This is a genomic window from Microbacterium sp. HJ5 (genome assembly GCF_054824025.1).
On record NZ_JSYE01000019.1, the window covers coordinates 1 to 26,688 of the forward strand.

General features: G+C 70.9%; 20 protein-coding genes. 14 read left to right on the forward strand and 6 right to left on the reverse strand.

The window, feature by feature from the left end:
* Positions 1-40 precede the first annotated feature (40 nt).
* On the reverse strand, positions 41-1,510 hold the full coding sequence (locus OB08_RS10120) for an NCS2 family permease (RefSeq protein ID WP_461474331.1): 1,470 nt from the start codon (positions 1,508-1,510) through the stop codon (positions 41-43).
* 122 nt (positions 1,511-1,632) lie between these two features.
* Between OB08_RS10120 and OB08_RS10125 the strand changes: the two genes are divergently transcribed.
* The 13 genes from OB08_RS10125 to OB08_RS10185 all read left to right on the forward strand — a co-directional run bounded on the left by OB08_RS10125 (position 1,633) and on the right by OB08_RS10185 (position 19,126).
* Positions 1,633-3,165: a cell division protein PerM gene (locus OB08_RS10125; RefSeq protein WP_461474332.1), complete on the forward strand. Its 1,533-nt coding sequence runs from the start codon at positions 1,633-1,635 to the stop codon at positions 3,163-3,165.
* A 4-nt stretch (positions 3,166-3,169) separates the two neighbouring features.
* Complete coding sequence (gene purN / locus OB08_RS10130) at positions 3,170-3,772, forward strand: phosphoribosylglycinamide formyltransferase (protein WP_461474333.1); 603 nt, start codon at positions 3,170-3,172, stop codon at positions 3,770-3,772.
* Positions 3,773-3,795: 23 nt separating this feature from the next.
* Entirely contained in the window at positions 3,796-5,400 is a 1,605-nt protein-coding gene (purH, locus tag OB08_RS10135; protein WP_461474334.1) for a bifunctional phosphoribosylaminoimidazolecarboxamide formyltransferase/IMP cyclohydrolase, read from the forward strand.
* A 139-nt stretch (positions 5,401-5,539) separates the two neighbouring features.
* On the forward strand, positions 5,540-6,589 hold the full coding sequence (locus OB08_RS10140) for a LacI family DNA-binding transcriptional regulator (protein ID WP_461474335.1): 1,050 nt from the start codon (positions 5,540-5,542) through the stop codon (positions 6,587-6,589).
* 13 nt (positions 6,590-6,602) lie between these two features.
* The gene (locus OB08_RS10145) at positions 6,603-7,895 is read left to right on the forward strand and encodes an extracellular solute-binding protein (RefSeq protein WP_461474336.1); all 1,293 of its coding nucleotides are present in this window, start codon (positions 6,603-6,605) and stop codon (positions 7,893-7,895) included.
* Between the two features lies 1 nt (position 7,896).
* Complete coding sequence (locus OB08_RS10150; RefSeq protein ID WP_461474337.1) at positions 7,897-8,880, forward strand: carbohydrate ABC transporter permease; 984 nt, start codon at positions 7,897-7,899, stop codon at positions 8,878-8,880.
* A complete protein-coding gene (locus OB08_RS10155) occupies positions 8,877-9,716 on the forward strand; it encodes a carbohydrate ABC transporter permease (protein ID WP_461474338.1) in 840 nt (279 codons plus the stop codon). The genes OB08_RS10150 and OB08_RS10155 overlap by 4 nt, the downstream gene beginning before the upstream one ends.
* A 2-nt stretch (positions 9,717-9,718) precedes the next feature.
* Positions 9,719-10,792, forward strand: a complete 1,074-nt coding sequence (locus tag OB08_RS10160) for a glycoside hydrolase family 130 protein (RefSeq protein WP_461474339.1) — start codon at positions 9,719-9,721, stop codon at positions 10,790-10,792.
* Positions 10,793-10,814: 22 nt separating this feature from the next.
* Positions 10,815-12,863 (forward strand): hypothetical protein, encoded by a 2,049-nt coding sequence (locus OB08_RS10165; RefSeq protein ID WP_461474340.1) that lies wholly within the window; start codon positions 10,815-10,817, stop codon positions 12,861-12,863.
* Positions 12,864-13,032: 169 nt separating this feature from the next.
* A complete protein-coding gene (locus OB08_RS10170; RefSeq protein ID WP_461474556.1) occupies positions 13,033-14,574 on the forward strand; it encodes an AlkA N-terminal domain-containing protein in 1,542 nt (513 codons plus the stop codon).
* Positions 14,571-15,083, forward strand: a complete 513-nt coding sequence (locus OB08_RS10175) for a methylated-DNA--[protein]-cysteine S-methyltransferase (RefSeq protein WP_461474341.1) — start codon at positions 14,571-14,573, stop codon at positions 15,081-15,083. The genes OB08_RS10170 and OB08_RS10175 overlap by 4 nt, the downstream gene beginning before the upstream one ends.
* Before the next feature lie 369 nt (positions 15,084-15,452).
* On the forward strand, positions 15,453-17,312 hold the full coding sequence (locus OB08_RS10180) for an ABC transporter ATP-binding protein (protein ID WP_461474343.1): 1,860 nt from the start codon (positions 15,453-15,455) through the stop codon (positions 17,310-17,312).
* The gene (locus OB08_RS10185; RefSeq protein WP_461474345.1) at positions 17,309-19,126 is read left to right on the forward strand and encodes an ABC transporter ATP-binding protein; all 1,818 of its coding nucleotides are present in this window, start codon (positions 17,309-17,311) and stop codon (positions 19,124-19,126) included. Before OB08_RS10180 ends, OB08_RS10185 begins: the two co-directional genes overlap by 4 nt.
* Positions 19,127-19,345: 219 nt before the next feature.
* Here the strand turns inward: OB08_RS10185 and OB08_RS10190 are convergent, their stop codons facing one another.
* The 3 genes from OB08_RS10190 to OB08_RS10200 form a co-directional block, all read right to left on the reverse strand.
* Positions 19,346-19,960 carry an endonuclease domain-containing protein gene (locus tag OB08_RS10190; RefSeq protein WP_461474347.1) on the reverse strand — a complete coding sequence of 205 codons (615 nt, stop codon included), beginning with the start codon at positions 19,958-19,960 and terminating at the stop codon, positions 19,346-19,348.
* A gap of 426 nt (positions 19,961-20,386) precedes the next feature.
* Positions 20,387-21,307 (reverse strand): N-acetylglucosamine kinase, encoded by a 921-nt coding sequence (locus OB08_RS10195; protein ID WP_461474349.1) that lies wholly within the window; start codon positions 21,305-21,307, stop codon positions 20,387-20,389.
* Positions 21,308-21,507: 200 nt separating this feature from the next.
* Complete coding sequence (locus tag OB08_RS10200; protein WP_461474350.1) at positions 21,508-21,960, reverse strand: GNAT family N-acetyltransferase; 453 nt, start codon at positions 21,958-21,960, stop codon at positions 21,508-21,510.
* A 141-nt stretch (positions 21,961-22,101) separates the two neighbouring features.
* Here OB08_RS10200 and OB08_RS10205 point away from each other — a divergent pair, with 141 nt between their 5' ends.
* Positions 22,102-24,321 carry an NADP-dependent isocitrate dehydrogenase gene (locus OB08_RS10205; protein ID WP_461474352.1) on the forward strand — a complete coding sequence of 740 codons (2,220 nt, stop codon included), beginning with the start codon at positions 22,102-22,104 and terminating at the stop codon, positions 24,319-24,321.
* Between the two features lie 72 nt (positions 24,322-24,393).
* Here OB08_RS10205 and OB08_RS10210 read toward each other — a convergent pair whose 3' ends face one another.
* Positions 24,394-25,944 carry a L,D-transpeptidase gene (locus tag OB08_RS10210; RefSeq protein ID WP_461474354.1) on the reverse strand — a complete coding sequence of 517 codons (1,551 nt, stop codon included), beginning with the start codon at positions 25,942-25,944 and terminating at the stop codon, positions 24,394-24,396.
* 101 nt (positions 25,945-26,045) lie between these two features.
* On the reverse strand, positions 26,046-26,543 hold the full coding sequence (locus OB08_RS10215; RefSeq protein WP_461474356.1) for a hypothetical protein: 498 nt from the start codon (positions 26,541-26,543) through the stop codon (positions 26,046-26,048).
* Positions 26,544-26,688 lie beyond the last annotated feature (145 nt).

Consider the following 26,688-nt stretch of genomic DNA (forward strand, 5'->3'; position numbering starts at 1 on the left):
AGCGGATGCCTCGGCCGAGGCATCCGCTCCCTGAAACGGCTCAGCCCGCGAGCAGGCTCTCGAGCGGCCCGCGCGCGAAGTAGAGCACGAATCCGGCGGCGACCACCCACAGCAGCGGGCTGATCTCCTTGGCCTTGCCCGACAGCGACCGCACGATCACCCACGAGATGAAGCCGGCCCCGATGCCGTTGGCGATCGAGTAGGTCAGGGGCATGACGGTGATCGCCAGGAAGACCGGCAGCAGCACCGAGAAGTCCGAGAAGTCGATGTAGCGGATCTGCGCCATCATGAGCGCGCCGACGATGACCAGAGCGGATGCCGCCACCTCGCTCGGCACGATCGAGACGAGCGGGGTGAAGAACATCGCGACGAGGAACAGCAGGCCCGTGACGACGTTGGCGAAGCCGGTGCGCGCGCCCTCGCCGATGCCGGCGCCGGACTCGATGAACACGGTGTTCGACGACGCCGAGGCGTAGCCGCCCGCGACCGCGCCGACGCCCTCGACGATGAGCGCCGACTTGATGCGCGGGAAGTCGCCCTTCGCGTCGGCGAGGCCGGCCTCCTTCGACAGACCGGTCATCGTGCCCATCGCGTCGAAGAAGTTCGTGAACACCAGGGTGAAGACGAGCATGAGGGCAGCCAGCCAGCCGATGCGCTCGAACGAGCCGAGAGACACCTGCCCGATGAGCGACAGGTCGGGCACGCTCACGAGCGACGTGGGCAGCTCCGGCACGGACAGCCCCCAGCCGCCGGGGTTGACCTCGTCGCCGTCGAACTTCGGGCCGATGTTCCAGATGGCCTCGACGATCACCGCGACCACGGTGCCCGTCACAAGGCCGATGAGGATGCCGCCCTTCACCTTGCGTGCGACCAGGATGCCGGTCAGCAGCAGCGTGAAGACGAAGATGAGCGTCGGCACGGTGGCGACCGAGCCGTTGATGCCGAGCCCGACCGGGGGAGAGGACGCGCCCGTCGACGTCACGAAGCCGGCGTCGACGAACCCGATGAAGGCGATGAACAGACCGATGCCGACCGTGATGGCGAGCTTCAGCTGGATGGGCACGGCGTCGAAGATCATGCGCCGCAGGCCGGTCGCCGCGAGCAGCACGATGATGAGGCCGTTGATGACCACGAGGCCCATCGCCTCGGGCCACGTGACCTGGCCGACCACGGCGACGGCGAGGAATGAGTTGATGCCGAGGCCGGCGGCGAACGCGAACGGCAGGCGCGTGATGAGGCCGAACAGCACGGTCATGACGCCGGCGGTCAGAGCCGTCACCGCGGCCACCTGCGTGAAGCCGAGGCTGTTGCCGTCGACGTCGACGCCGCTCGACAGGATGATCGGATTGAGGATGACGATGTACGCCATCGTCACGAAGGTCACGAGACCGCCGCGCACCTCCGTGCCGACCGTCGATCCGCGGCGCGTGATGTCGAAGAATCGGTCGAAGCCGTTGCGCGGCTCGGGGGTTTCGATGGTGTCGGCTGCGGGCGACGGGGCTGTGCTCATGAAAGACCTCCGCAGAAGACGTTAGTGCCCGCACGCCCGCGATCTCGAACGATTCCGGATGCCGCGACCGGCCGGACCGCCGCCCCGGGACCCGCGCCGCGCCTGGGTAGGGTCGATGGCGCATGCATCGCCTCATCGTCGCCTTCCTCTCCGCCGTCGACGCCGCCATCGCGGCGGCCGTCGGCGTCGCGGCGACCCTCGCGCCGCTGACCCTCCTCTTCGTCTTCACGTTCGGGGCCGGCGCGGACTGGTCCGCGCTGTGGCCGTCCGCCGTGACGGTGTGGCAGTTCGGCAACCTCGTGCCGATGCTCGTGGCGCTGCCCGCCGAGTACCTCGCGGCGGCCGGGATCGACCCGGCCGCGGCATCCTTCACCCTCTCGCTCTTCCCGCTCGCGTTCGCGGCATTCACTGCGATCTTCGCGGCGCGCTCGGGCGTGCGGTCGTCGCAGGCCGATGCCTGGATGACCGGCGTGCTTTCGGGGACAGCGGTATTCGGCGTGCTCGCGGCGATCGCGGGCTTCACGGCGCAGAACATCGTGGTCGATGCCGAACTGTGGCAGGCGATCCTCGTCCCGACCGCGCTGTTCGGTGCGATGTCGCTGGCGGGCGCGGTCGTGACGGAGTGGCGCGAGGCGGGCTCGGGCGTCGTCGCCCGGCTCCGCGACCGCGTCGAGGCCGCACCCCACGGCTGGGGCGAGGTGCCGGGACTCGTCGCCCGCGGCGCGGCCGTCGTCGTAGTGGGGCTGATCGGGTTCGGCGCCGTCCTGGCCGGGGTCGCCCTGGTGCTGCGCGGGGGAGAGGTCGTCGCCCTGTTCCAGGCCGGCAACGTGGACGCGCTGGGCGCGACCGTCGTCACCCTCGCCCAGCTCGCGTATCTGCCGACACTGGTCGTGTGGGCCGTCGCCTTCACCGCCGGTCCCGGCTTCGCCGTCGGGGCCGGCACGTCGGTGTCGCCGGCGGGGACGCAGACCGGCGTGGTCCCCGGCATCCCGCTTCTCGGGGCCATCCCGGATTCCACGTCGCCGTGGTTGCTCCTGCTCGCGCTCGTGCCCGTCGCGCTCGGCGCGCTCGCCGGCTGGATCGCGCGGTCGCGGCTCGTGGGACGGCGTGCGGCGGCGCCCGAGCGCCCGACGACGCCCGAGCGCCCGACGACGCCCCAGCGCCCGACGACGCCCGCAGGGGCGCCGGCCGACGAGGGGCGCACGTCCGTCCTCACCGGCCTGCTGGCGTCCGCGCCGGTGATCGAGCCCGAGCCGGACCCATCGCCGCCGACCGACGATGACGACGACCCGCTCGGTGCGCGCGCGGTGGTCGCGGCCGGCATCGCCGTGCTCGCGGCCGCCGCGGCGGCGATGCTCGCCGCTCTTGCCTCCGGCTCGCTCGGACCCGGGCGTCTGACGCAGCTCGGCCCCGAGCCCGGACCGGTGGCGCTGGCGGTCGGACTCGAGGTGCTGGTGGGCGCGTCCATCCTGCTGCTGGCGCCGCGCGGACGCGAGCGCGGGCCGCTGTCACGCGCCGACGACGGCATGGGGGGCGGCCAGCTCCGCGAGAACCCCTCGACGGCTCCGGATGCCGCGCCCGACACCGCCCTCGACGACCATGCGACGCTGGATCTCGGGCCCCGACGGCCGGGCTCGACCGCGCCGGTAGACTAGCCGGGTGCTCACGGTCGCCGTCCTCATCTCGGGCACAGGGTCGAATCTGCGCGCTCTGCTCGATGCGGCCGCCGACCCCGGGTACCCCGCCGAGATCGTCGTCGTCGGCGCCGACCGCGAGGCCGAGGGCTTCGCACACGCCGAGGAGTACGGCCTCCCGTCGTTCATGGTCCCGTGGGCGCAGTTCGACTCGCGCGAGGCGTGGGGCGCGGAGCTCGGCGCGCAGCTCGGCGTCTGGAAGCCGGACCTCGTCGTGCTGAGCGGCCTCATGCGCCTGCTGCCCGCGCAGCTGGTAGACGAGTGGTCGCCGCGCATCATCAACACCCACCCGGCGTATCTGCCGGAGTTCCCCGGAGCGCACGGCGTGCGCGACGCGATCGCCGCCGGCGTCGCCCAGACCGGGGCCAGCGTCATCATCGTCGACAACGGGGTCGACTCCGGCCCGATCCTCGCCCAGGAGCGCGTTCCCGTGCTGCCCGGCGATGACGAGCACACGCTCCACGACCGCATCAAGCCCGTCGAGCGCCGGCTGCTCATCGACGTCGTCCGCCGCATCGCGACGGGCGAGCTCGATCTGCAGACCGCCTCTGCGTCCGCCGCTTCCTGACCCCACCACCGAGGAGAGCCTCCATGGCCGGCCCGAGCCACGACCCCGCCCTGTATCGTCACCGCGACGTCGTCCCGATCCGCCGCGCGCTCGTCTCGGTGAGCGACAAGACCGACCTCCTCAAGCTCGCCGAGGCGCTCTCGGCAGCCGGCGTCGAGATCGTCTCGACCGGATCCACTGCGGCGACGATCCGCGACGCCGGGCATGAGGTGACCGATGTCGCGTCCGTCACCGGCTTCCCCGAGTCGCTCGGCGGCCGTGTCAAGACGCTCCACCCCGGCGTGCACGCGGGCCTCCTCGCCGACCTGCGCCTCGAGGACCACCTGCAGCAGCTCACCGAGCTCGGCATCGAGCCGTTCGAGCTCGTGGTGGTCAACCTCTACCCGTTCGTCGAGACCGTGCGCTCGGGTGCGCAGGGCGACGACGTCGTGGAGCAGATCGACATCGGCGGCCCGGCCATGGTGCGCGCGTCGGCCAAGAACTTCGCCAACGTCGCGATCGTGGTCTCGCCGGAGTCGTATCCCGCGATCATCGATGCCCTCGGCACCGGCGGCACGACGCTCACGCAGCGCCGCGAGCTCGCCGCGCGCGCCTTCGCCCACACGTGCGAGTACGACAAGGCCGTGGCGACCTGGTTCGCCGAGGAGACGCTGAGCACGGCCGACCTGCCGCAGCACCTCACCATCAAGGCCGAGCGCCTCGCGACGCTGCGCTACGGCGAGAACGCTCACCAGCGCGCCGCGATCTACACGCGCGTGGGCGGCCATGGCATCGCGCAGGCGACCCAGCTCCAGGGCAAGGAGATGTCGTACAACAACTACGTCGACGCCGATGCCGCCCTCCGCGCCGCGTTCGACATGGTCAAGCCGGCGGTCGCGATCATCAAGCACGCGAACCCCTGCGGCATCGCGGTGGCGGCGCCGAACGCGCTCGATCCGATCGCGAGCGCCCACCTGCGGGCCCACGAGTGCGATCCGGTGTCGGCCTACGGCGGCGTCATCGCCGCCAACGGCACGGTGACGCTCAAGATGGCCGAGAACCTCAAGGACATCTTCACCGAGGTGATCGTCGCACCGTCGTTCGAGCCGGCGGCCCTCGAGGTGTTCAAGGCGAAGAAGAACCTGCGCCTCCTGCAGCTGCCCGCCGACTGGCAGCAGGAACGCATGGACGTGCGCCTCGTCTCGGGCGGCCTGCTGCTGCAGGACGCCGACCGGTTCCCGTCCGACATCGAGTCGGTCGCGAAAGACTGGGAGCTCGTCTCGGGCGAGCGTCCCGCCGCCGATGAGATGCAGAACCTGATCTTCGCGTGGAAGGCCTGTCGCGCGGTCAAGTCGAACGCGATCGTGCTCGCCAAGGGCTCCGCGACGGTCGGCATCGGCATGGGCCAGGTCAACCGCGTCGACTCGTGCCGGCTCGCGGTCGAGCGCGCCGGTGACCGCGCGGCCGGGTCGGTCGCGGCGTCCGATGCGTTCTTCCCCTTCGCCGACGGCCCGCAGGTGCTGCTGGATGCCGGCATCAGCGCGATCGTGCAGCCGGGCGGCTCCGTGCGCGACGACGAAGTCGTCGAGGCCGCCCGTGCCGCGAACGTGACGATGTTCTTCACGGGCGAGCGCCACTTCTTCCACTGAGCCGCGTGCTCCGCTGACACCTCGAGGGGGCCAGCCGACTACACCCCCTTGTGCCCTGGCACAAGGGGGTGTCTTTCCCGCTCAAACCGGTTTAGTATCGCCTGAACCGGTTTAGTCCACCGGGAACGAGGGAGTTCCGATGGAAGACGCAGCTCGCCCGACGATCGCGGATGTCGCGCGACGTGCCGGCGTGAGCAAGGGCCTCGTCTCGTTCGCATTGAACGACCGGCCCGGCGTCTCGCCCGAGAGTCGGGCGCGCATCCTCGAGGTCGCCCGGGAGATGGGCTGGACGCCGAGCCTGCGCGCGCGCGCCCTCAGCACCGGGCGGTCGTTCGCGTGCGGGCTGGTCATCGGCCGCTCCACAGACGTCGTCGCCGCGGATCCCTTCTTCCACTCGTTCATGGCCGGCCTCGAGGACGTGTTCTCGATGTCCGGCCAGGTGCTCGTGCTCGCCGTGGCCACCCCCGGCCGCCAGGAGACCGAGACGTACCGCGGACTCGCGGAGGATCGCCGCGTCGACGGCGTCGTGCTGACCGATCTGCGCGCCGACGACGACCGCATCGCCCTGGTCGCATCGCTCGGGCTCGCCGCGGTGACACTCGGCCGGCCCGACGGCGACAGCCCGTTCTCGTCGGTCTCGGTCGACGACGGCGCCGGCATCCGCAGTGCCGTCGCGCACCTGGCCGGGCTGGGTCACCGCCGCATCGCCCACGTCGCGGGTCCGTCCCGCATGCTCCACGCGCGACGCCGGGCCGAGGCGTTCACCCGCGCGGCGGCGGACGCCGGCATCGACACCCTCGTCGTCGAGACCGACTTCAGCGCCGCCGAGGGCGCCGACGCCACGAGGGTGCTCCTGGCGCGGGACGAGCGTCCGACGGCGATCGTGTACTCGAACGACCACATGGCGATGGCCGGCCTGGGGGTCGCCCAGCGCGAAGGTCTCCGCGTGCCGGAGGACCTCTCGATCACCGGCTTCGATGACACCGACATCGGTCGTCACCTGTTCCCCGCGCTGACGTCGGTCGCCACCGACGCGCGGGAGTGGGGCTCCGTCGCCGCCCGCGCGCTGCTCGACGCGCTCGCCGGTGCGACGCCCACCCATGCCGAGCTCGCCGAGCCGGCCCTCATCGTCCGCGGGTCCACCGGCCCCGCACCCCAACACCACCCCCGCGGCGCCGGCCGCGACTGAGCAAGGAGCGATCATGCGACGACGCATACTCATCGCGGCGGCAGCCGCGGCGGCAGCACTGACTCTCACCGCCTGCGGCGGCGGAGGAGGCGGCGGCAGTCAGGCCGAGGGCCTCGACAGTCGCGGCGACATCACGATCTGGTACTCGAACAACGAGGCCGAGATCGCGTGGGGCAAGCAGATGGTCGAGGCATGGAACGCCGAGAACCCCGACGAGCAGATCAAGGCGCAGGAGATCCCCGCCGGAGCCTCCAGTGAGGAGGTGATCGGCGCGGCGATCACGGCAGGGAACGCGCCCTGCCTGATCTTCAACACCTCGCCCGCGGCCGTCCCGGCCTTCCAGAAGCAGGGCGGTCTGGTCAACCTCTCCGAGTTCGAGGACGGCGACGACTACATCGCCGAGCGCAGCGGCGACCTCGCCGAGCAGTACCGCTCCGAGGACGGCGGCTTCTACCAGATGCCGTGGAAGTCGAACCCGGTCATGATCTTCTACAACAAGGCGATGTTCGCCGAAGCCGGGCTCGACCCCGAGAGCCCCGCTCTCTCGACGTACGACGAGTTCCTCGAGTCGGCGCGCGCGATCAAGGAGTCGGGCGCCGCGAACTTCGCGATCAACCCGGCCCCGACGAGCGAGTTCTTCCAGTCGTGGTTCGACTTCTATCCGCTGTACGCCGCGCAGACGGGCGGCACGCAGCTGGTCGAGGACGGCGCGGCGACCTTCGACTCCGAGGACGGCAAGGCGGTCGCCGACTTCTGGCGCACGCTCTACGAGGAGCAGCTCGCCGGCCAGGAGCAGTACCAGGGCGATGCGTTCGCCGACGGCTACTCGGCGATGGCGATCGTCGGGCCGTGGGCGATCTCCGTCTACGGCGACGCCGTCGAGTGGGGCGCGGTCCCCGTGCCCACGCAGGACGGCACGGCGCCGGAGGAGACCTGGACGTTCAGCGATGCCAAGAACGTCGGTCTGTTCACGGCGTGCGACAACAAGGCCACCGCGTGGGACGTGCTGAAGTTCGCGACGAGCGAGGAGCAGGACGGCATCTGGCTCGAGGAGACCGGCCAGATGCCGCTGCGCCAGAACCTCACCGAGACCTACCCGGACTACTTCGAGGCCAACCCGGCATACGAGCAGTTCGGCGACCAGGCCTCGCGCACGGTCGAGGTGCCCAACGTCCCGAACTCGGTCGAGATCTGGCAGACCTTCCGCGACGGCTACTCCGAGGCGGTGATCTTCGGCGAGACCGAGGTCGACACCTTCCTCAGCGACACCGCGGGCCAGGTCGACGAGCTGGCGGCGGGCAACTGACATGACCACGGATGTCGCGGGCGCGGCGGGCCGGACCGGGGGCGACCCCGGACCGGACCCCGTGCCCCCGCCCTCCGAGGGCGAGGCGCCCGAGGGGCGCAAGAAGCGCCGCCTGCTCGGCGAGCACCCGCTGGGGATCCTGTTCGCCGCCCCCTACATCGTGTTCGTGCTGGTGGTGTTCGCGTACCCGATCGTGTTCGCGGTGTGGATCTCGTTCCACGACTACTTCTTCGCCGCGCCGGGAGCCGTCGTCGATCGGCCGTTCGTCGGGTTCGACAACTACGTGCAGGTGCTGACCGATCCCGACGTCTGGCAGTCCTTCCGCAACGTGGGCGTCTTCCTCATCATCAACGTGCCACTGACGGTCATCCTCTCGATCGTGCTCGCCACCGCGCTCGATCGGGTCGTCCACGCGCGGACGTTCTTCCGCGTGAGCTACTACGTGCCGTACGTCACTGCGTCGGTCGCCGTCGTCGCGGTCTGGCTGTTCCTGTTCTCGAGGGACGGTCTCGTCAACAACGTGCTCGGCCCCCTCGCCCCCGACCCCTCGTGGCTCATCAACCCGGTGCTCGCCATGCCGACGATCGCGCTCTTCGTCACCTGGAAGGGCCTCGGGTTCTACATCCTGCTGTACCTGGCCGCTCTGCAGAACGTGCCCAAGGAGCTCTACGAGTCGGTGTCGGTGGACGGCGGCGGACGCCTGCGGCAGTTCTTCTCCGTGACGGTGCCGGGGGTCCGCACTGCGACGTTCCTGGTCGTGCTCCTGTCGACCATCACAGGAGCCAACCTCTTCACCGAGCCGTACCTGCTCACCGGTGGCGGCGGCCCGAACGGGGCATCCGCCTCGCCCGTCCTGCTGATGTATCAGCGCGGGATCGAGCAGTCGAATCCGGGTGTTGCGGCGGCCATCGGCGTCATCCTCATCATCGGCGTCCTGGTGATCGCCGCGATACAGCGGCGATTCGTCGGGGGTGATGAGTCGTGAGGCGCGCGCTCGGGAGCAAGGTCGCGCTCTACGTGGTGCTGAGCCTCGGAGCCCTCGCCTTCCTCTTCCCGTTCTGGTACATGGTCGTCGGATCTCTTCAGACCGACGTCGACCCGACGATCGGGGGCGCGTTCCCCGACCCCGCGAACATCACCGGCGAGAACTACGTCGCCATCAACGAGCGGATCAACCTCGCCCAGGGACTGCTCAACTCGGGCATCTTCACCGGAGGCGTGCTGCTGGGCACCCTCGTCTTCGGGGTGCTCGCGGGCTACGCGCTGGCGGTGCTGCAGTGGCGCGGCCGGGGGACGACGTTCGCGGTCCTCCTGCTCGTGCAGGTCGTCCCGTTCCAGATGCTGATGATCCCGCTGTACGTCATGATCGCGAGGGACTTCGGGCTGTCCGACAACTACTTCGGCATGATCCTGCCGTTCCTCATCAGCTCCACGGCGGTGCTCATCTTCCGGCAGTACTTCCTCCAGCTGCCGAAGGACCTGTTCTCGGCGGCGCGCATCGACGGCGCGGGAGAGTTCCGGCTGCTCTGGAACGTCGCGCTGCCGCTCGTGCGGCCGGCGCTGCTGACGGCGCTGCTGCTGACGTTCATCGGCCCGTGGAACGAGTTCCTGTGGCCCTTCCTCATCACGAAGGAGGCGTCGATGCAGCCGCTCGCGGTGTCGCTCGCCAACTTCATCTCCAATGTGGCGGCCTCGACCGCCAACCCCTTCGGAGCCATGATGGCGGGCGCCGTCGTGCTCGCCGTCCCCGCAGTGACGCTGTTCATCCTGCTCCAGCGCTACTTCACCTCGAACGACCTCGGCTCCGGGGTGAAAGGCTGATCATGCACGAGTCCATTCCTTACCGCCTCACCCGCATGGGCGTCGTCATGACGCCCGATCCCGACGAGCCGAACGAGGCCGAGGGCGTTCTCAACCCGGCATCCGGCCGCGGATCCGACGGCGAGCTCTACCTCCTGCCGCGCCTGGTCGCGGCGGGCAACGTCTCGCGCGTCGGACTGGCGAAGGTCGTCGTCGACGACGGCGTGCCCGTCGGCGTCGAGCGCCAGGGGGTCGTGCTCGAGCCGGACCGCGGGTGGGAGCGCGGCGTCGGCAACGCGGGCGTCGAGGATCCCCGCACGACCTGGATCGATGCGCTGGGGCTCCATGTCATGACGTACGTCGCCTACGGCCCGCTCGGGCCCCGCACGGCGATCGCCGTGTCGGACGACCTGCGCGAATGGCGCCGCCTGGGTCCGGTGCTGTTCCGGTACGACGACGCGCTCGACATGGACCTCAACCTGTTCCACAACAAGGACACGGTGTTCTTCCCCGAGCCCGTCACGGCGCCCGACGGCACGCGCAGCCTCGCGGTGCTCCATCGCCCCATGTGGGACCTGGGTGAGACCAAGCCGGGCCAGGGAATCCGCGTCCCCGCGGGCGTCACCGACCAGCGCCAGTCGATCTGGATCAGCTATGTGCCGCTGGACGCGGTCCTCGACGACATCGCCGAGCTCACCCTGTGGGGTCAGCACCGCTTCGTCGCCGGCCCCGCGTACGCCTTCGAGGAGCTCAAGATCGGCGGCGGCCCCCCGCCGCTGCGCATCCCGGAGGGATGGCTCGTGATCCACCACGGGGTGACCGGCGTCCTCGACAGCGCGTTCGCGCAGCAGCAGCGCGTCAACTACGCCGCGGGTGCGCTCATCCTCGACGCCGAGGATCCTTCGCGCGTCGTCGCCCGCACGCCGGAGCCGCTGCTGGCCCCCGAGACCGACGACGAGCGGAGCGGCATCGTGCCGAACGTCGTCTTCCCGACCGCGATCGAGGAGGTGGACGGGCGGCTCTTCGTGTTCTACGGCATGGCGGACTCCAAGATCGGCGTCGCCCTCCTCGAGCGCACAGACCTCGCCGGACCCTGAATCGCACGATCGGAGAACGACGATGAAGACATCCGCACGACGGAGTGCGCTCGCGACGGCCGCCCTCGGCGCCGCCGCCGCACTCGTCCTGGGGCTCGGCGCCCCCGCCACCGCTGTCACCACTGCCGAGCCTCGAGCGGCGACGGCCGCCGCGGCCGCGGCATCCGCTCCTCTCGCCAATCTCGCGCACCTCGACTTCCTGCTGGATGAGGCGACGCCTCCGGCCGGCGTCGAGGGGCACACGACGTACCGGCTCGCGGAGGAGCCGACGCTCGTCCTGCCGTGGACGTACGCCGACGCGCGGCCGGGCGGCACGTTCGAGCGGGTCGGCGGCGGCGGGATCGACCCCGAGACCGGCCTGTGGCGGCAGGGCGCGTACAACGCCGACGACATCGCGCGCGCTGCCGTCGTGTACCTGCGCCACTGGACGCAGACGGGTGACGACGGCAGCCGCACGAAGGCGTACGAGCTGCTGCGGTCGATCGCATACCTGCAGACGACGGAGGGGGAGAACGCGGGCAACGTCGTGCTGTGGATGCAGGAGGACGGCACCCTCACCCCCTCGGCCGAGCCTGTCGAGCTCCCCGATCCGTCGGACTCCGGCCCGAGCTACTGGCTGGCGCGCACCATCTGGGCGCTGGGCGAGGGATACGCCGCGTTCCACGACGAGGACCCGGCGTTCGCCGCCTTCCTCGAGGAGCGCCTCGACCTCGCCGTCGACGCGATCCAGCGCCAGGTGCTCGTGCGCTACGGCGAGTGGACCGACTCGGACGGCATGCGGGTGCCCGCATGGCTGATCGTGAACGGAGCGGATGCCTCTGCCGAGGCGGTCCTGGGGCTCGCGGCCCGCGTCCGGGTCGAGCCCGCCGATGCCGACGCGCGCTTCGCGCTGCGTGCGCTCGCCGAGGGCATCGCCGCCATGGGCGCGGGTGGCCCGGACTCGTGGCCGTACGGCGCGGTGCTGCCCTGGGCGGAGTCGCGCAGCATGTGGCACGCGTGGGGGTCGCAGATGCCCGCCGCGCTGGCCGAGGCATCCGTCGTCCTCGACGATCCTGCGCTGGCCGCTCCGGCGGTGCGCGACGCCGCGGTCTTCACACCCACGCTGCTGACCGCGGGCGGCCCCGACAACGGCTGGTTCCCGACGCCCGCCGACCGCGTGCAGATCGCGTACGGCGCGGACTCCCGCGTGCAGTCGCTGCTGGCCGTGGCCGACGCCACCGGCTCGAGCGGGTTCGAGGAGCTCGCGGCGATGCAGGCGGCGTGGTTCTTCGGCGCCAACCACGCGGGCGCCGTCATGTACGACCCGGCGACCGGCATCGGCTACGACGGGCTGCAGCCGAACGGCGACGTGAACCGCAACAGCGGCGCCGAGAGCACGATCCATGCGCTGCTGACGATGCTCGCGCTCGACGAGCGTCCCGACGTCGCCGCACGCACCCTCGCGAGCACGCAGATCGAGGAGCGCGAGGGCCTGCGCGTGGTCGAGGCCGAAGCAGCGTCCAGCACGACCGGGACGGTGATCACCCCGACGCCGTGGACGGGGGAGTCGCTCTGGTCGGGCGGCGGCCTGCGCCTGGAGGCCGGCCAGACGGCGGTCTTCGACATCGGCGGCGTCGGGACGGTGCGGGCGGTCGAGCCCGTCGTCTGGTCGGCTCCGGGATCGCCGAGCACGTCGACGTGGACGGCGGCGGGCGGGCGGCTCGGCGAGCTCGCCGAGGACGCGCCGCCGCAGGGGATCTCGCCCGTGCCGGGAGTGCTCCTGCCGCGTGCGCTGGACCGAGCGGTGGCGGCGAACCGCGCCTCGGTCACCGTGACGGTGGCGGACGGCTCCCTCGAGCTGGACGCGCTGCTGGTGCGACCGGCGGTGTCGCGGCTCGTGCTCGACGGCGACGTGCGGGTCGAGCTGCTGCATGCGGCCGCGACGAAGCCGACGACGGCGCGGGTCGGCGGCGGCTCGGACACGGTGATCCGCGTGTATGACGCCGACGGCGCGCTTGTGCGGGAGACCCTGCGGCGCGGCGCCGGCACGGTGGTCCTGCCCGCGGGCGGATTCGCGATCGCGACGGGGTGAGCGGGGACGGCCGGCCGGGGCGGGCGCCCCGGCCGGTTCGGCTCGCCGGCTCGGGCCGGCCCCCGTCTCGGACCGGTCCGGTTCGGATCCGGGGCCGAACCGTCGTGTCCGATTTCCGCGAGCGGTTGTCGGAGGGGCATGTCAGGCTAGGGGCATGAGCAGCCTCGTCATGACCCACGGCGCCTCGGCGCCGGCGTCGATGACCTTCGACGAGAGGTACCGCGCGATCGACTCGCGCGACACCCGCTTCGACGGGCAATTCGTCACGGCCGTGCGCTCGACGGGGATCTACTGCCGCCCGAGCTGTCCCGCGCGCACGCCGAAGCCGTCGAACGTCACGTTCTACCCGACATCGGCAGCGGCGCACGAGGCGGGCTACCGCGCCTGCAAGAGGTGTCTGCCCGAGGCGGCGCCGGGTTCGCCGCAGTGGAACCTGCGCGGCGATACGGCCGGGCGGGCGATGCGGCTCATCGCCGACGGCGTCGTCGAGCGCGAGGGCGTCCCGGGCCTCGCGCGGCGCCTCGGCTACTCTCCCCGCCATCTCACGCGCCTGCTCTCCACCGAGCTCGGCGCGGGGCCGCTCGCCCTCAGCCGCGCCCACCGCGCGCAGACAGCCCGCATGCTGCTCGTGGGCACCGACCTGCCCGCCGCAGACGTGGCGTTCTCGGCCGGCTTCGCGAGCGTGCGCCAGTTCAACGACACCGTGCGCGAGGTGTTCGGCATGGCACCGCTCGAACTGCGCGCACGCCGTCGCGTGCTCCCCGGCACGCGGGTCGCCGCGCCGACCCCGGGCGCGATCGACCTCGTTCTGCCCCACCGGGGTCCGCTCGACGCCGCCGGGCTCTTCGCCTGGATGGCCGCGCGTGCCGTCGACGGTGCCGAGACGGCGACGTCCACGTCGTTCGCGCGCACGCTGCGCCTCGCCGGCGGACCGGCCTGGTTCGAGCTGCGCCTCGACGACGACGGCCGCGTACGGCTGCGCGCGAGACTCACCCACCTCGGCGACCTCTCGACCCTCGTGACCCGCGCTCGCCGGCTGTTCGACCTCGACGCCGATCCGATCGCGGTCGATGAGGCGCTGTCGCGGCACCCCGAGCTCGCGCCCCTGGTGGCGGGTCTCCCCGGCATCCGGGTCCCCGGCGCCGCCGACCCGCACGAGATGCTCATCCGGGCGATGGTCGGGCAGCAGATCACCGTGGTCGCCGCGCGCACGGCGCTGTCCGCGCTCACGGTGGCGCTGGGCGACACCGTCGAGGGCTTCGACGGTGCGACGCGGCTGTTCCCCGCGATGACGGCGATCGCCGAGCACGGCGCCGAGGTGCTGCGCGGGCCGGCGGCGCGCATCCGCTCCATCGTCGGCGCGGCGGCCGCCCTCGCCGACGGCTCGCTCGTGCTCACCACCGGCGACGACGCCGACGACCAGCGCGCCGCGCTCCTGGCCATGCCGGGCATCGGCCCGTGGACGGCCGACTACGTGCGCATGCGGGTGCTCGGCGACCCCGACGTCTTCCTGCCGGGCGACGTCGCCGTGCGCTCCGGCGCCGCGGCGGCGGGGCTGCCGTCCGACCCCAAACCCCTCACTGCGTGGGCGGCGCGCACCGCGCCGTGGCGCAGCTACCTCACCGCGCACCTGTGGCGCGCGGTTCCGCCGAAGCCCCCGCGTGCGCGCCGGGGTGCGGCATCCGCTCTCGATAAGGAGGCGATCGCATGAGCATCGCGACCAGACAGACCATCTCCACGCCCGACGGGCCGTTCACGATCCTCGCCGACGATGCGCAGCGCGTGCTCGTCTCGGGCTGGACCGACGACGTCGACCGCATCCTCGGCAGGCTCCGCGCGGCCGACCGGCCGGCGACCGTCCGTGAAGGGGTGACGGATGCCGCGTCCGCCGCGCTCGCCTACTACGACGGTGATCTCTCGGCCATCGACGACGTGACCGTCGTCCAGCACGGCACCGCCATGCAGCACGCGGGCTGGCACGCGCTGCGCCGGATCGAGCCCGGCCGGCCTCTGACCTACGCCGAGTTCGCAACCCACCTCGGGTCGCCGAACGCCGTTCGGGCAGCGGCTTCCATCTGCGCGCGCAACGCTCCCGCGCTGTTCGTCCCGTGCCACCGCGTGCTGCGCACGGGCGGAGCGCTCGGGGGATTCGCGTGGGGACTCGACGTCAAGCAGCGTCTGCTCGACCGCGAGGCCGGGGTGCCGGCGCTCATCGGGTGAGTCGTCCCATCGGGGCGCCGCGATCGCTTTCCGGGGACCCCGGAAAGCGATTGTTGCGTTCAGCGAACTCTCAGATATAGGCTGGAGGGCTGTCGCGCCCGTCGGGCTCCGGCAGTCCAGTCCGCTCTCACCAAGGAGGATGCCATGTATCAGGCCGCCATCGCCGCGAAGACCGTCTTCGTCCTCCGTGTCGCCGGGCCCCGCCGAATCCGCGTCCAGGGGTAACCGCTCCCGCTTCGCACTCCGGCGATTCCGCCGGCTTCGGCATACCGCCGCCCACGGGAGCGTTCCCTTCACCGGGGCTCCGTCGCGCCTCGCGCATCCCTCCGACCCGATGTCGGGTCATCCGCACCACCCCTTGCAAGGATCATGACCACCACCGCCCTCCCCGACGAACTCACTCCGTCGCCACGGTCCGAACAGTCGACCCTCCAAGCCCTCGCACGGCTGCTGCCGTTCGCGAAGCCCGTCCTGCCGCGCCTCACGATGGGCGCTGCCAGTGCGCTCGCCGCCAGCCTGCTCGCGCTGTCCATCCCGCTCGTCCTCGAGGCGATCGTCGCCGGGCCGATCGCCTCGGGCGACATCAGCCAGATCGCGTGGGGATCCGCCGCCATCCTCGCCCTGGGCCTCGCCGAGGCGTTCATGGTGTGGCTGCGACGCTGGTTCGTGCTCGGCCCGGCCACCAAGGTCGAGTACGAGATCCGCCAGACCTTCTACTCGCGCCTGCAGCGCCTGCCCGTCTCGTTCCACGACAAGTGGCAGTCCGGCCAGCTGCTGAGCCGCATGATGCAGGACATCAGCATGCTGCGCCGCTGGATGGCCTTCGGCATCGTGCTCCTCGTCGTCAACGTCATCACGATCGTCGTCGGCACCGTTCTGCTGTTCCGCTGGCACTGGCTGCTCGGCACGATCTTCCTCGTCACCTCGGCGCCGCTCTGGTACGCCGGATACCGGTTCGAGAAGACGTACGGCTCGCTCGCGCGTCAGAGCCAGGATCAGGCCGGCGACCTCGCCACGTCGGTCGAGGAGAGCGTCCACGGCATCCGCGTGCTCAAGGCGTTCGGCCGCGGCAAGCACGCGCTGCGCAAGTTCGCCCAGCAGGCCGAGACGCTGCGCGAGACCGAGCTCAGCAAGGCGCGGGCCATCGGCTGGATCTGGTTCTGGCTGGTGCTCCTCCCCGACATCGCGTTCGCCCTGTGCCTCGGCGCGGGCATCTACCTCGTGTCGGTCGAGCAGCTGCACACCGCCGAGCTCATCGCGTTCTTCGCGATGGCCACCGTGCTCCGCTGGCCGATGGAGTCGATCGGCTTCCTGTTCTCGTTCACGCTGGACGCGCGCACGGCGACGGACCGCATCTTCGAGGTCTTCGACGAGGAGAACGCCATCGTCGACCCCGAGACGCCGGCCACGATCGACCGTCCGCGCGGTGCGCTGGTGTTCGAGGACGTGCACTTCCGGTACCAGGACGCCGCCGCGCGCGAGCGCGATCTGCTCGACGGCGTCGACCTGGCACTGCGTCCGGGTGAGACCATGGCCCTCGTCGGCCTGACGGGTTCGGGCAAGACCACGCTCACGACGCTGCCCGCGCGCCTGTACGACGTGACCGCCGGCCGCGTGACGGTCGACGGCGTCGACGTGCGCGACCTCACGCTCGACGAGCTCCGCCGCCACGTCGGCATGGCCTTCGAGGACGCGACGCTGTTCTCGCAGTCCGTGCGCGACAACGTGCTGCTCGGCCGGGAGGATCTCGCTCCGGGCAGCCCCGAGGCCGAGGCGGTCATGCGCGAGGCGCTTCAGGTCGCCCAGGCCGGCTTCGTGGAAGACCTCCCCGACGGCGTCGACACCATCATCGGCGAGGAGGGCCTGTCGCTCTCCGGCGGCCAGCGCCAGCGGCTCGCCCTCGCGCGCGCGGTGGCGGCGCGTCCGGCGGTGCTCGTCCTCGACGACCCGCTGTCGGCGCTCGACGTCGACACCGAGGCCCTCGTCGAGGACGCGCTGCGCGAGGTCCTCCACGAGACGACGGCGCTCGTCGTGGCGCACCGTCCGTCGACCGTCATGCTCGCGGACCGGGTCGCCCTCCTCGAAGCCGGCCGCATCACAGCGGTCGGCACCCACTCGGAGCTGCTCCGCAAGAGCGAGCACTACCGGCACGTGATCTCGAGCCTCGAGGTCGAAGAGGCCCGGATGCGGGCCAGACAGCAGGACCAGGACTGGGAGGTGAACCTGTGAGCACCACGACCGTCACCGGCACGAGCGGCGAAGACCGCTCGGACTACACGCGCGTCGAGAGCAAGGCGATCCGCAAGCGCTCGCTGCGCCTGCTGGGCTCGCTCGTCACGCCCGTGCGCGGCCAGCTCTGGCTCGCCGCGATCGTCCTCGTCGTCTCGACGGCGTTCCGGGTCGCGGGCCCCGCGCTGATCGCGTTCGGCATCGACAACGCGCTCCCCGCGGCCGTCGAGCAGATGAACTGGCTGCCGACGATCGGCGTGGTCGTCGTCTACCTCGCGACCGGCATCGCGGGCGCGGCGCTCATCGGCTGGTACGTCGTCGTCGCCGCACGGCTCACCCAGGCGATCATGCTCGACCTGCGCAAGCGGATCTTCCTGCACACGCAGCGGCTCAGCCTCGAGTTCCACGAGTCGTACACGTCCGGCCGCATCATCTCGCGCCAGACGAGCGACCTCGACTCGATCCGCGAGCTGCTGGACGGCGGCTTGAACGAACTCGTCTCGGGCATCCTGTACGGCGGCTTCACGCTCATCGCGCTGCTGCTCGTCGACTGGCAGTCGGGTGTGATCCTCGCGATCATGGGCATCCCGCTGCTGCTCCTGATGCGCTGGTTCTACACCCGCTCCCAGGTCGTGTACCGCGAGTCGCGCGTCGTCAGCGCGAAGGTGATCGTGAAGTTCGTCGAGACCATGACGGGCATCCGCGCCGTCAAGGCGTTCCGCAAGGAGCCGCGCAACGACGGCGAATTCGGCGAGCTCGCGAGCGACTACCGCGACGTGAACATGCGCTCCATCAAGCTGTTCGGCACCTTCGAGCCGGGGCTCATGGCCGTGGCGTCCGTGACTGTCGCCCTCGTGCTGCTGTGGGGCGGCATCCGGGTCATCGACGGCGCGATCGAGGTCGGCGTGCTCCTGGCCGCGGTGCTGTACGTCCGCAACTTCTTCTCGCCGCTGCAGGAGGTCGCGTTCTTCCTGAACTCGTACCAGTCGGCGACGGCGGCACTCGAGAAGGTCTCGGGCGTGCTGGAGGAGGAGCCGACGGTTCCCGATCCCGCCAAGCCGGTCGACCTGTGGAACGCACGCGGACACGTGCGGTTCGACGACGTGCTGTTCGGCTACTCGAACGACCGCGTCATCCTGCCGGACTTCTCGCTCGACATCCCTGCTGGCCAGACGATCGCCCTCGTCGGCACCACCGGCGCCGGCAAGTCGACGCTCGCCAAGCTCGTGTCGCGGTTCTACGACCCGACGCGCGGCTCGGTGTCGCTCGACGGCGTCGACCTGCGGTCGCTGCACCCGAAGGATCTGCGCCGGGCGATCGTGATGGTGACGCAGGAGGCGTACCTCTTCAGCGGAACCGTGGCCGACAACATCGCGCTGGGCAAGCCCGACGCGACCCTCGACGAGATCCGGGCCGCCGCGCGGGCGGTCGGAGCGGATGCCTTCATCGAGGCCCTGCCCGACGGGTATGCGACCGACGTCAACAAGCGAGGCGGTCGTGTGTCGGCGGGTCAGCGCCAGCTGATCTCGTTCGCGCGAGCGTTCCTCGCCGACCCGGCGGTGCTCATCCTCGACGAGGCGACGGCGTCGCTCGACATCCCGAGCGAGCGGCAGATCCAGGACGCCCTGCAGACGCTGCTCGCCGATCGCACGGCGATCATCATCGCCCACCGTCTGTCGACGGTCGCGATCGCCGACCGCGTCCTGGTGATGGAGCACGGCCGCATCATCGAGGACGACGCGCCCGAGGCGCTCATCGGCGGCGACGGCCGGTTCGCCCGGCTGCACGCGGCCTGGCGCGAGTCGCTGGTCTGACATCGATTCCGGATGCCCCGTCCCCGCCCGCACGCGGGGGGGCGGGGCATCCGCCGTCTCCGGCCTTGCCGGTCGCCCGACCTTCCGGTCGCCCGGCCTTCCGGTCGCCCGGACCTGCCGGGTTGCCCTCGTGTTCTCGGAGAATGGTCGTTTCCTCGGAGCATTGGCCGCGAATCCTCCGAGATCCGCACGATCCTCCGAGATTCCGCGCCGTGCACCTCACCGGCGGTGCGCGCCGGCGGCCAGTGCGCGGACGACGGTGCGTTCGACCGCGGGCCAGTCGTGGATGACCTGCGCGTAGGTGAACCGCAGGACGACATAGCCGCGAAGAGCCAGCTCGGCGTCGTGCGCGGCATCCCGAGCGCGCTGCGCGGCCGTCGAGTGGAACGCGAACCCGTCGAGCTGGACGATGAGCCGATCGCCGATGAGAACGTCCACGCGGTGGCCGGCGATCACGATCTGCTGACGGATCGGCAGCCCCCAGGACGACAGGCGCACGACGAAGATCGTCTCGAGACCGGAGTCGGACAGGCCGGTCACCCGTTGCGCGAGTTCCGCTGCGGCGCGCGACATCCAGCGGATGCGCCGCACCGCCTCGACGGAGAGGCGCTCAGTCCTCAGCGCCGACTCCCAGACGACGAGCGCGGCTTCGCGGTCGAGGCAACGTGCGACGTGCTCCAGCACGTCTTCAGTCGCATCGACGAGTGCATGCGGAGAGGCGGGCGCGAGGGGCGTCGTCCAGTGGACGACGCCATCGAACTCGGGACCCAGGCCCGTGGGGCCGGCGTGCGGCGGCACATGGAGATGGATGCCGGATGCCTCGACCTCCGGCATCCACCCACCCCTTCCGTCGCGCTGCCGAGACGCACGTGACCCGCCCGCCGGCGCGCGCAGCCGTGATCAGGTCGGGATCGGCAGTGTCGAGGGCAACCCAGGCGCGCCGGATCCGGAGCACCGCGCCCGACGCGATCGCACGCCGGATCGTCGGAACCGGGAATCCCGCCCGTGACGCCTCATCGCGGTGGGCGATGCCGTCGCGCAGCGAAAGCCAGGTGCACAGGTCCATGCCCAGATCGTCGCCGTCGGCCGACAGTCGGAGGAGACCCGTCAGCGCTTCCGGGCCGAGCTCGCCGCCCTGCTCGCCTGGGGAGGAGGCGTCGCCGGGCGGATCCGCCTCGGATCTCGGAGGATCGCCCGGATCTCGGAGCTTCCGCGCCGAAAAACTCCGAGGAAACGACGATCCTCCGAGAACAGGCGGGGTCAGCGGTGGGCGCTCCACACGTCGGCGGAGAGCGGATGCTGCGACCCCAGATCGGCGAGGGCGACGACCCCGTCGATGCCTTGGCCGCGGGGTGCGACGAACCGCGCGGCGATCGCGGACTCGCGGACGTGCGACTCGAACGCCGCTCGCAGCGCAGGCGCCCCGAAGACGCCCCCGATCGCGCACACCTCGAGCTCATCGCCATCGCCGACGCGCCGCAGCGCGGTCTCCGCACTGTGCGCGAGTTCGCGCCCGGCGCGGATGAGGATCCCCCTCGACACCGGGTCGCCGCCCTCCGCCAGCTCGGCCACCGCCGTGGCGAACGACGCCACGATGCTCACGCGATCCTCGGACGACTGCAGTTCGATGTAGGCCTCGCTCAGGTCCGGCCAGCGGGCCTCCGCCACCCGGCGGAGGGGAGTGTACGGACCGCGGCCGTCGAAGTCGCGCATGACGGCATCGAGCGCCTCGCGCCCGATCCAGAAGCCGCTGCCGGCGTCTCCCATCAGGTGGCCCCAGCCGTCGACGCGCGCGACGCGCTCGCGGCCGACGGCGAGGGTGACGACGCCCGTGCCCGACGCGACGACCGCACCCCGCGCGTCGCCCATCGCGCCCAGGAACGAAGTCGTCGAGTCGTGCGCGAGCAGCACTCCGTCGATGCCGGTGTCGTCGATGAGGGACAGCAGGGCCGAGGCATCCGCTTCCCGCGATGTCAGTCCCGACACGCCTGCAGCGAGCACGTCCACCGGAGCGGCGAATCGGTCGAGAGCGAGTCGCGCGGCCGAGGCGAGCTGGGGCAGAAGCGGCTCATGGGTCCGGATGCCGGGGAGCACGGCGTCCTGCGCGTCGGAGCCGGTGCTCATCCGCACCTTCATGCCGGACTGCCCGGCATCGATGGCCAGGACGCTTCGCGCGGTCACGGCGCTCCCTTCGCGGACGGCTCGCCGCCGGCAGCGGAGTCGTCTCGACGCCACCCTAGCCCGCAGGGCCGCGGAGCCCGGAAACGCGAAAGGCGACGGGGCCTCGATGGGGGAGGGGTATTCGAGGCCCCGCCGCCGGTCTCAGGAGCCCGGACGGGCTGTTCGCGATGCTCTTTTCGGGTAGTAGCGCGAGGGGTCGGTCAGAGTCGGATCTCTGCGATGACTTCACCGTACTCGGTCTCGCCGACGGGTGTGAAGCCTACACGCTGGAAGAATGCTTCGGGTCCGCCTTCACCGGCCTCGTAGATGACGGCGACGCGGTCGAGCCCGCGGTTGCGCGCCTCTTCGAGCAGCTGCTCGACAGCGAATCGCCCGACACCGCGTCCCTGGTCGTCGGCGTCGACGTTGATGCGCCAGAGGACCGAGCGGAAGTGCTCCTGCGGAGCCTCCGGATCGAAGTTCGCGCTGACGAAGGCGACGACCTGCTCGCCGTCGAGGACGACGCGCTGCCAGGTCGTCTGCGGGTTGACGACGGTGGCGGCGATGCCGTAGCTGACCGGAGCGAGGAACTGTTCCTGCCCCGGCTTCAATGACAGGGTGTTGACCGCCACGATCGTGGCGGCGGAGAGTTCGACGAGTCGCAGTTCACCCATACGCACAGGCTAGCCCGGATGCGACGGCGGAGCACCGCCGTGCACTTTTCTTAACATACTCACGAGACGAAGTATCTCGACGTCGAGATACTTTTGCGCTTGCGATAGGCTGGAAAGACCACCCGAACGGAGACGAACCCGGTGACCGACTCGACCATCATCTACACCTACACCGACGAGGCTCCGGCACTTGCCACCGCCTCGTTCCTGCCGATCGTGAAGGCCGTCACCAGCCAGGCGGGGGTGGATGTCGAGACCCGTGACATCTCGCTCGCGGGCCGCGTGCTCGCGGCTTTCCCGCAGAAGCTCACGACCGATCAGCAGGTGGGCGACGCGCTGGCCGAGCTCGGCGGACTGGCGACGCTCCCCGAGGCCAACATCATCAAGCTGCCGAACATCTCCGCCTCGATCCCGCAGCTCAAGGCAGCGATCGCCGAGCTGCAGGCCGCGGGTTACGACATCCCCGACTACCCGGACGAGCCCGAGACGGTCGAAGACAAGGACATCCGGGCGCGCTACGACCGCATCAAGGGATCCGCAGTCAACCCGGTGCTCCGCGAGGGCAACAGCGACCGCCGTGCGCCCCTGTCGGTGAAGAACTACGCCCGCAAGCACCCGCACCGCAACAAGGCGTTCGCGGACGGGTCGAAGACGCGGGTCGCGACCCTCGGCCACGACGATTTCAAGTCCAACGAGAAGACCACCCTCATTCCGGCCGACGACGTGCTCACGATCCAGCACGTCGCCGCCGATGGCACCACGACCGTGCTCAAGGAGGCGGTGAAGGTGCTCCCGGGCGAGATCGTCGACGCGACGTTCCTCTCCGCCGCCGCACTCGACGAGTTCCTCGCCGCCACGCTGCGCGAGGCCGCCGAGGACGACCTCCTCTACTCGGTGCACCTCAAGGCCACGATGATGAAGGTCAGCGACCCGATCATCTTCGGTCACGTGGTCAAGGCCTACTTCGCCGACGTGTTCGCGACCTACGGCGACAAGATCGCCGAGGCCGGGCTGACCGCGAACGACGGCCTCGGCGCGATCCTCGCGGGTCTGCCGTCGGTCGAGGGCGGCGACGCGATCGTCGCGGCGATCACGGCCGACCTCGAGCGCGGCCCGCGGCTGTCGTACGTCAACTCCGACAAGGGCATCACCAACCTGCACGTCCCGTCCGACGTCATCGTCGATGCGTCGATGCCGGCGCTCATCCGGAATGGCGGAAAGCTCTGGGGCGCCGACGGCGGCGAGGATGACACGCTCGCCGTGATCCCCGACTCCTCGTACGCGAGCGTCTACCAGACGGTGATCGACGACGTCATCGCCCACGGCCCGCTCGACCCGGCCGCCATCGGCACCGTGCCCAACGTCGGCCTCATGGCGCAGGCCGCCGAGGAGTACGGCAGCCATGACAAGACGTTCGAGATCGCAGCCGCCGGCACCGTGCAGGTGCTGAATCAGGCCGGCGACGTGCTGATCGAGCACGCGGTGCAGCCGGGCGACATCTGGCGCGCGACGCAGACGAAGGACATCGCAGTCCGTGACTGGGTGAAGCTCGCCGTGAGCCGCGCCCGTGCCACGGGCGCTCCGGCCGTGTTCTGGCTCGACGCGGCCCGCTCGCACGATGCCGCGCTCATCGCGAAGGTCGACGAGTACCTCGGCGACCACGACACCGACGGCCTCACGATCGAGATCCTCGCCCCGGCCGCGGCCACGCAGTACTCGCTCGACCGGCTGCGCAAGGGCGAAGACACCATCTCGGTGACCGGCAACGTGCTGCGCGACTATCTCACCGACCTCTTCCCGATCCTCGAGGTCGGCACGAGCGCCAAGATGCTGTCCATCGTCCCGCTGCTCGCGGGCGGCGGTCTGTTCGAGACCGGTGCAGGCGGCTCGGCGCCGAAGCACGTGCAGCAGCTCCTCGAGGAGAACTACCTCCGATGGGACTCGCTGGGCGAGTTCTTCGCCCTCGCCGCGTCGCTCGAGCACCTCGCGACCACGACAGGCAACGTCCGCGCGCAGGTGCTGGCCGACACGCTGGATGCCGCGACCGGGACGTTCCTCGAGAACGACAAGTCCCCCGGTCGCGCGCTCGGCACGATCGACAACCGCGGCAGCCACTTCTACCTCGCGCTCTACTGGGCGCAGGAACTGGCGTCGCAGCAGGCCGACCCCGAGCTGGCCGCGGCGTTCGGCCCGGTGGCCGAGGCGCTCGCCGCGCGTGAGGACGACATCGTCGCCGAGCTCATCGCCGTGCAGGGCTCGCCGGCCGACATCGGCGGGTACTACCGCCCCGACGCCGAGCTCGTCGAAGCGGTGATGCGCCCCTCGCGCACGTTCAACGAGATCATCGACTCGATCGGCTGATCACGAGGAGAAGAGCGGATGCCCCGACCCGGGGCATCCGCTCTTCTCATTCGTGGCGTGCGAGGGGCGCGCTCAGGCGTGGACCCAGACCTCGGTGCCGGTGGCCGTCCAGTCGTAGACGAACTTCGCGTCGGCGTCCCACATGTTCACGCAGCCGTGGCTCTGCTGGAACCCCAGCGAAGAGCGGAAGGACGATGCGCCGTGGAAGGCGATGTCGGGCGCGAACCACGTGATCCAGGGCACGTCCTCGGTGCAGTAGCTGTTGACCGCCTTCGGGTTGTAGCACAGCGCGCCCATGTCCTGGATGCGGGTGTAGGCGTTCACGGTGAAGTGCCCCGTCGGCGTCGGCGTGGCGTCCATGCCCGACGAGATCGTGTACGAACCGACGACCTTGTCGTTCTCGAACAGGTAGGTCGTCTGCGCGCTCAGGTCGACCTCGATGCGGCGCTCGAGCGTCGTCGACGCGAACTCGGTCTCGGTCACGGGCAGCTGATACGCGCCGTTGCCCGAGGCGAGTTGAGCGGCGAAGTCGTCGGCGACCGTGGCGGTGTCGCCGAGCGCGCGACCGGTGACGCCCGCAGTCAGCTCGCGGAGCACCTCTCCGGCCGAGTTCGTGATGACGGTGGCGTCGACCACGTCGCGGTCGACCTGCTCGGGCAGGCCCGCGACGAGTTCTTCGATCGCGGCCTCGTCGGCGGTGATGACGAAGGTGCCGCGCTCGTCCGGCGTGACGGTCAGCCACGACGCCGCCACGTCGCGCGCGACCGGGACCGTGCGCTCGCTGCCGACGTAGAAGCCCGCGGTGGTGAGGATGCCGTTCAGCCGCGCGGCCGTCGAATCAGCGACGTACGTGGGGGTCGTCGCCTCGATCGGGGCGACGGTGGTCTCGAGCTCGACGCGGGTCTCGCCTGCGGCGAAGGCCTCTTGCAGGGCGGTGCGCACGGCGTCGACGTCGATGCCCTCGCCGGTCACGGCCGGGGTGGTGACGTAGGAGGTGGACGCCGCGTCGAACGCGAGCGTCGCGTCGACGGGCTCGACGAAGAGTTCCGGTGCGGCGGCGCGCAGCGCTGAGTTCGCAGCATCGTCGTCGATCCACACGGGCGCGTCGACGGATGCCGGGAACCACGCGGTCACGTTCCACAGCGGGTTCGAGGCGAACGCGTCTGCGACGAGTCCGCTCGCGTCGACCGACGCGCCGAGATCGGCGCCTGTCACCTCGGCGTCGCCGCCGGCGCCCGTGAGGACGATGGTGGTGGACGCGAGGCGCTGCTGGACCGCGTCGATGGCGATCGACGTGGGGAGCAGCCCGACCGAGACGCCGCCGATCGAGGTACCCGGGGCGAAGAGGGTGACGGATGCCACGGCGAGACCCACCACCGCGGCACCGGCGCCGAGGCCGATCCACAGAGGCTTGCGGCTCTTCTTGGGCGCGGGCTCGCTCGGCGCCCACGCGTAGGTGGGGGAGTCGGGGCCTCCGCCGACCGGAGCGTCGCCTGCAGGGGTTGCGGGCTCGGCCGTGCCCTCGGCGTCGGACGTCTCGTCTGCGATCGCGGGGTCGTCGACCAGCGCGCTGTCGTCAGACGGCGCTTCGTCGGCTCCCGACTTGGTCGCCAGATCCGTCACGTCTTCACCCCCCGGTTATGAGCAACGTTCGTCCCATGGTAAAGGACATGTCTGAGCGTCCGCGCAACGACTGGGTCACGGGCGGAGCCGAAGTGCCGCACCTACTCGGCGGGGGTGCAGAGCTCGTTGAACTGCTCCATCGAGGTCTGCAGATCGGCGCCCAGCTCCTGGAACTCCTCGGTGCGCGAGGTGTCGCCCTCGATGATCGCGGGGAGCACCTCGGCCACCCGCTCGAAGACGTCCTGAAGGGGCGGGAGCAGTGCGGCGACCTCTTCGTTGGACACCTCGCCGGTCGCGTCGGCGATGCTCTGCGCTGCGGCCTGGAACGCCTCGGCCACCGCGGCGGGGTCGTCGGTGGTCGCCTGCTCGAACTCGGCGGTCGCGTCGGTGATCGTGTCCTGCACGAGCTGGCACGCTTCTGCGGTGGTCTGGGTGCCGTCGTCGGACCCCGCGCCCGCGCCGCCGTCGGCGGTGGACGAGGTCGACGGGGCGGGCGTGCCGGAGCCCGCGGGGAAGCCGGTGCAGCCGGCGAGGCCGAAGACGGCGACGGCGGCGAGAGTGAGGGCGGCGATGCGGCGGGAGAAGGTCGGCGTACGCATCGTGCCACTGTACCGACGGGTCCGTCACCGGCGGGCTCTCGCCGCGAACCGTTGGCCAGCCGTGATGTAACGGTTTTGTAAATACGCCGCCCAAAAGGGGGCGAACACTTGCGCTGTCGTTTGTTCGTAAGGTCTACTAACAAAC

Excerpts from the sequence above, each read along its gene's own strand:
- OB08_RS10120 (WP_461474331.1), bottom strand. The coding sequence starts at position 1,510 with ATGAGCACAGCCCCGTCGCCCGCAGCCGACACCATCGAAACCCCCGAG.
- OB08_RS10125 (WP_461474332.1), top strand. The coding sequence starts at position 1,633 with ATGCATCGCCTCATCGTCGCCTTCCTCTCCGCCGTCGACGCCGCCATC.
- purH (WP_461474334.1), top strand. The coding sequence starts at position 3,796 with ATGGCCGGCCCGAGCCACGACCCCGCCCTGTATCGTCACCGCGACGTC.
- OB08_RS10140 (WP_461474335.1), top strand. The coding sequence starts at position 5,540 with ATGGAAGACGCAGCTCGCCCGACGATCGCGGATGTCGCGCGACGTGCC.
- OB08_RS10145 (WP_461474336.1), top strand. The coding sequence starts at position 6,603 with ATGCGACGACGCATACTCATCGCGGCGGCAGCCGCGGCGGCAGCACTG.
- OB08_RS10150 (WP_461474337.1), top strand. The coding sequence starts at position 7,897 with ATGACCACGGATGTCGCGGGCGCGGCGGGCCGGACCGGGGGCGACCCC.
- OB08_RS10160 (WP_461474339.1), top strand. The coding sequence starts at position 9,719 with ATGCACGAGTCCATTCCTTACCGCCTCACCCGCATGGGCGTCGTCATG.
- OB08_RS10165 (WP_461474340.1), top strand. The coding sequence starts at position 10,815 with ATGAAGACATCCGCACGACGGAGTGCGCTCGCGACGGCCGCCCTCGGC.
- OB08_RS10170 (WP_461474556.1), top strand. The coding sequence starts at position 13,033 with ATGACCCACGGCGCCTCGGCGCCGGCGTCGATGACCTTCGACGAGAGG.
- OB08_RS10175 (WP_461474341.1), top strand. The coding sequence starts at position 14,571 with ATGAGCATCGCGACCAGACAGACCATCTCCACGCCCGACGGGCCGTTC.
- OB08_RS10180 (WP_461474343.1), top strand. The coding sequence starts at position 15,453 with ATGACCACCACCGCCCTCCCCGACGAACTCACTCCGTCGCCACGGTCC.
- OB08_RS10190 (WP_461474347.1), bottom strand. The coding sequence starts at position 19,960 with ATGCCGGAGGTCGAGGCATCCGGCATCCATCTCCATGTGCCGCCGCAC.
- OB08_RS10200 (WP_461474350.1), bottom strand. The coding sequence starts at position 21,960 with ATGGGTGAACTGCGACTCGTCGAACTCTCCGCCGCCACGATCGTGGCG.
- OB08_RS10215 (WP_461474356.1), bottom strand. The coding sequence starts at position 26,543 with ATGCGTACGCCGACCTTCTCCCGCCGCATCGCCGCCCTCACTCTCGCC.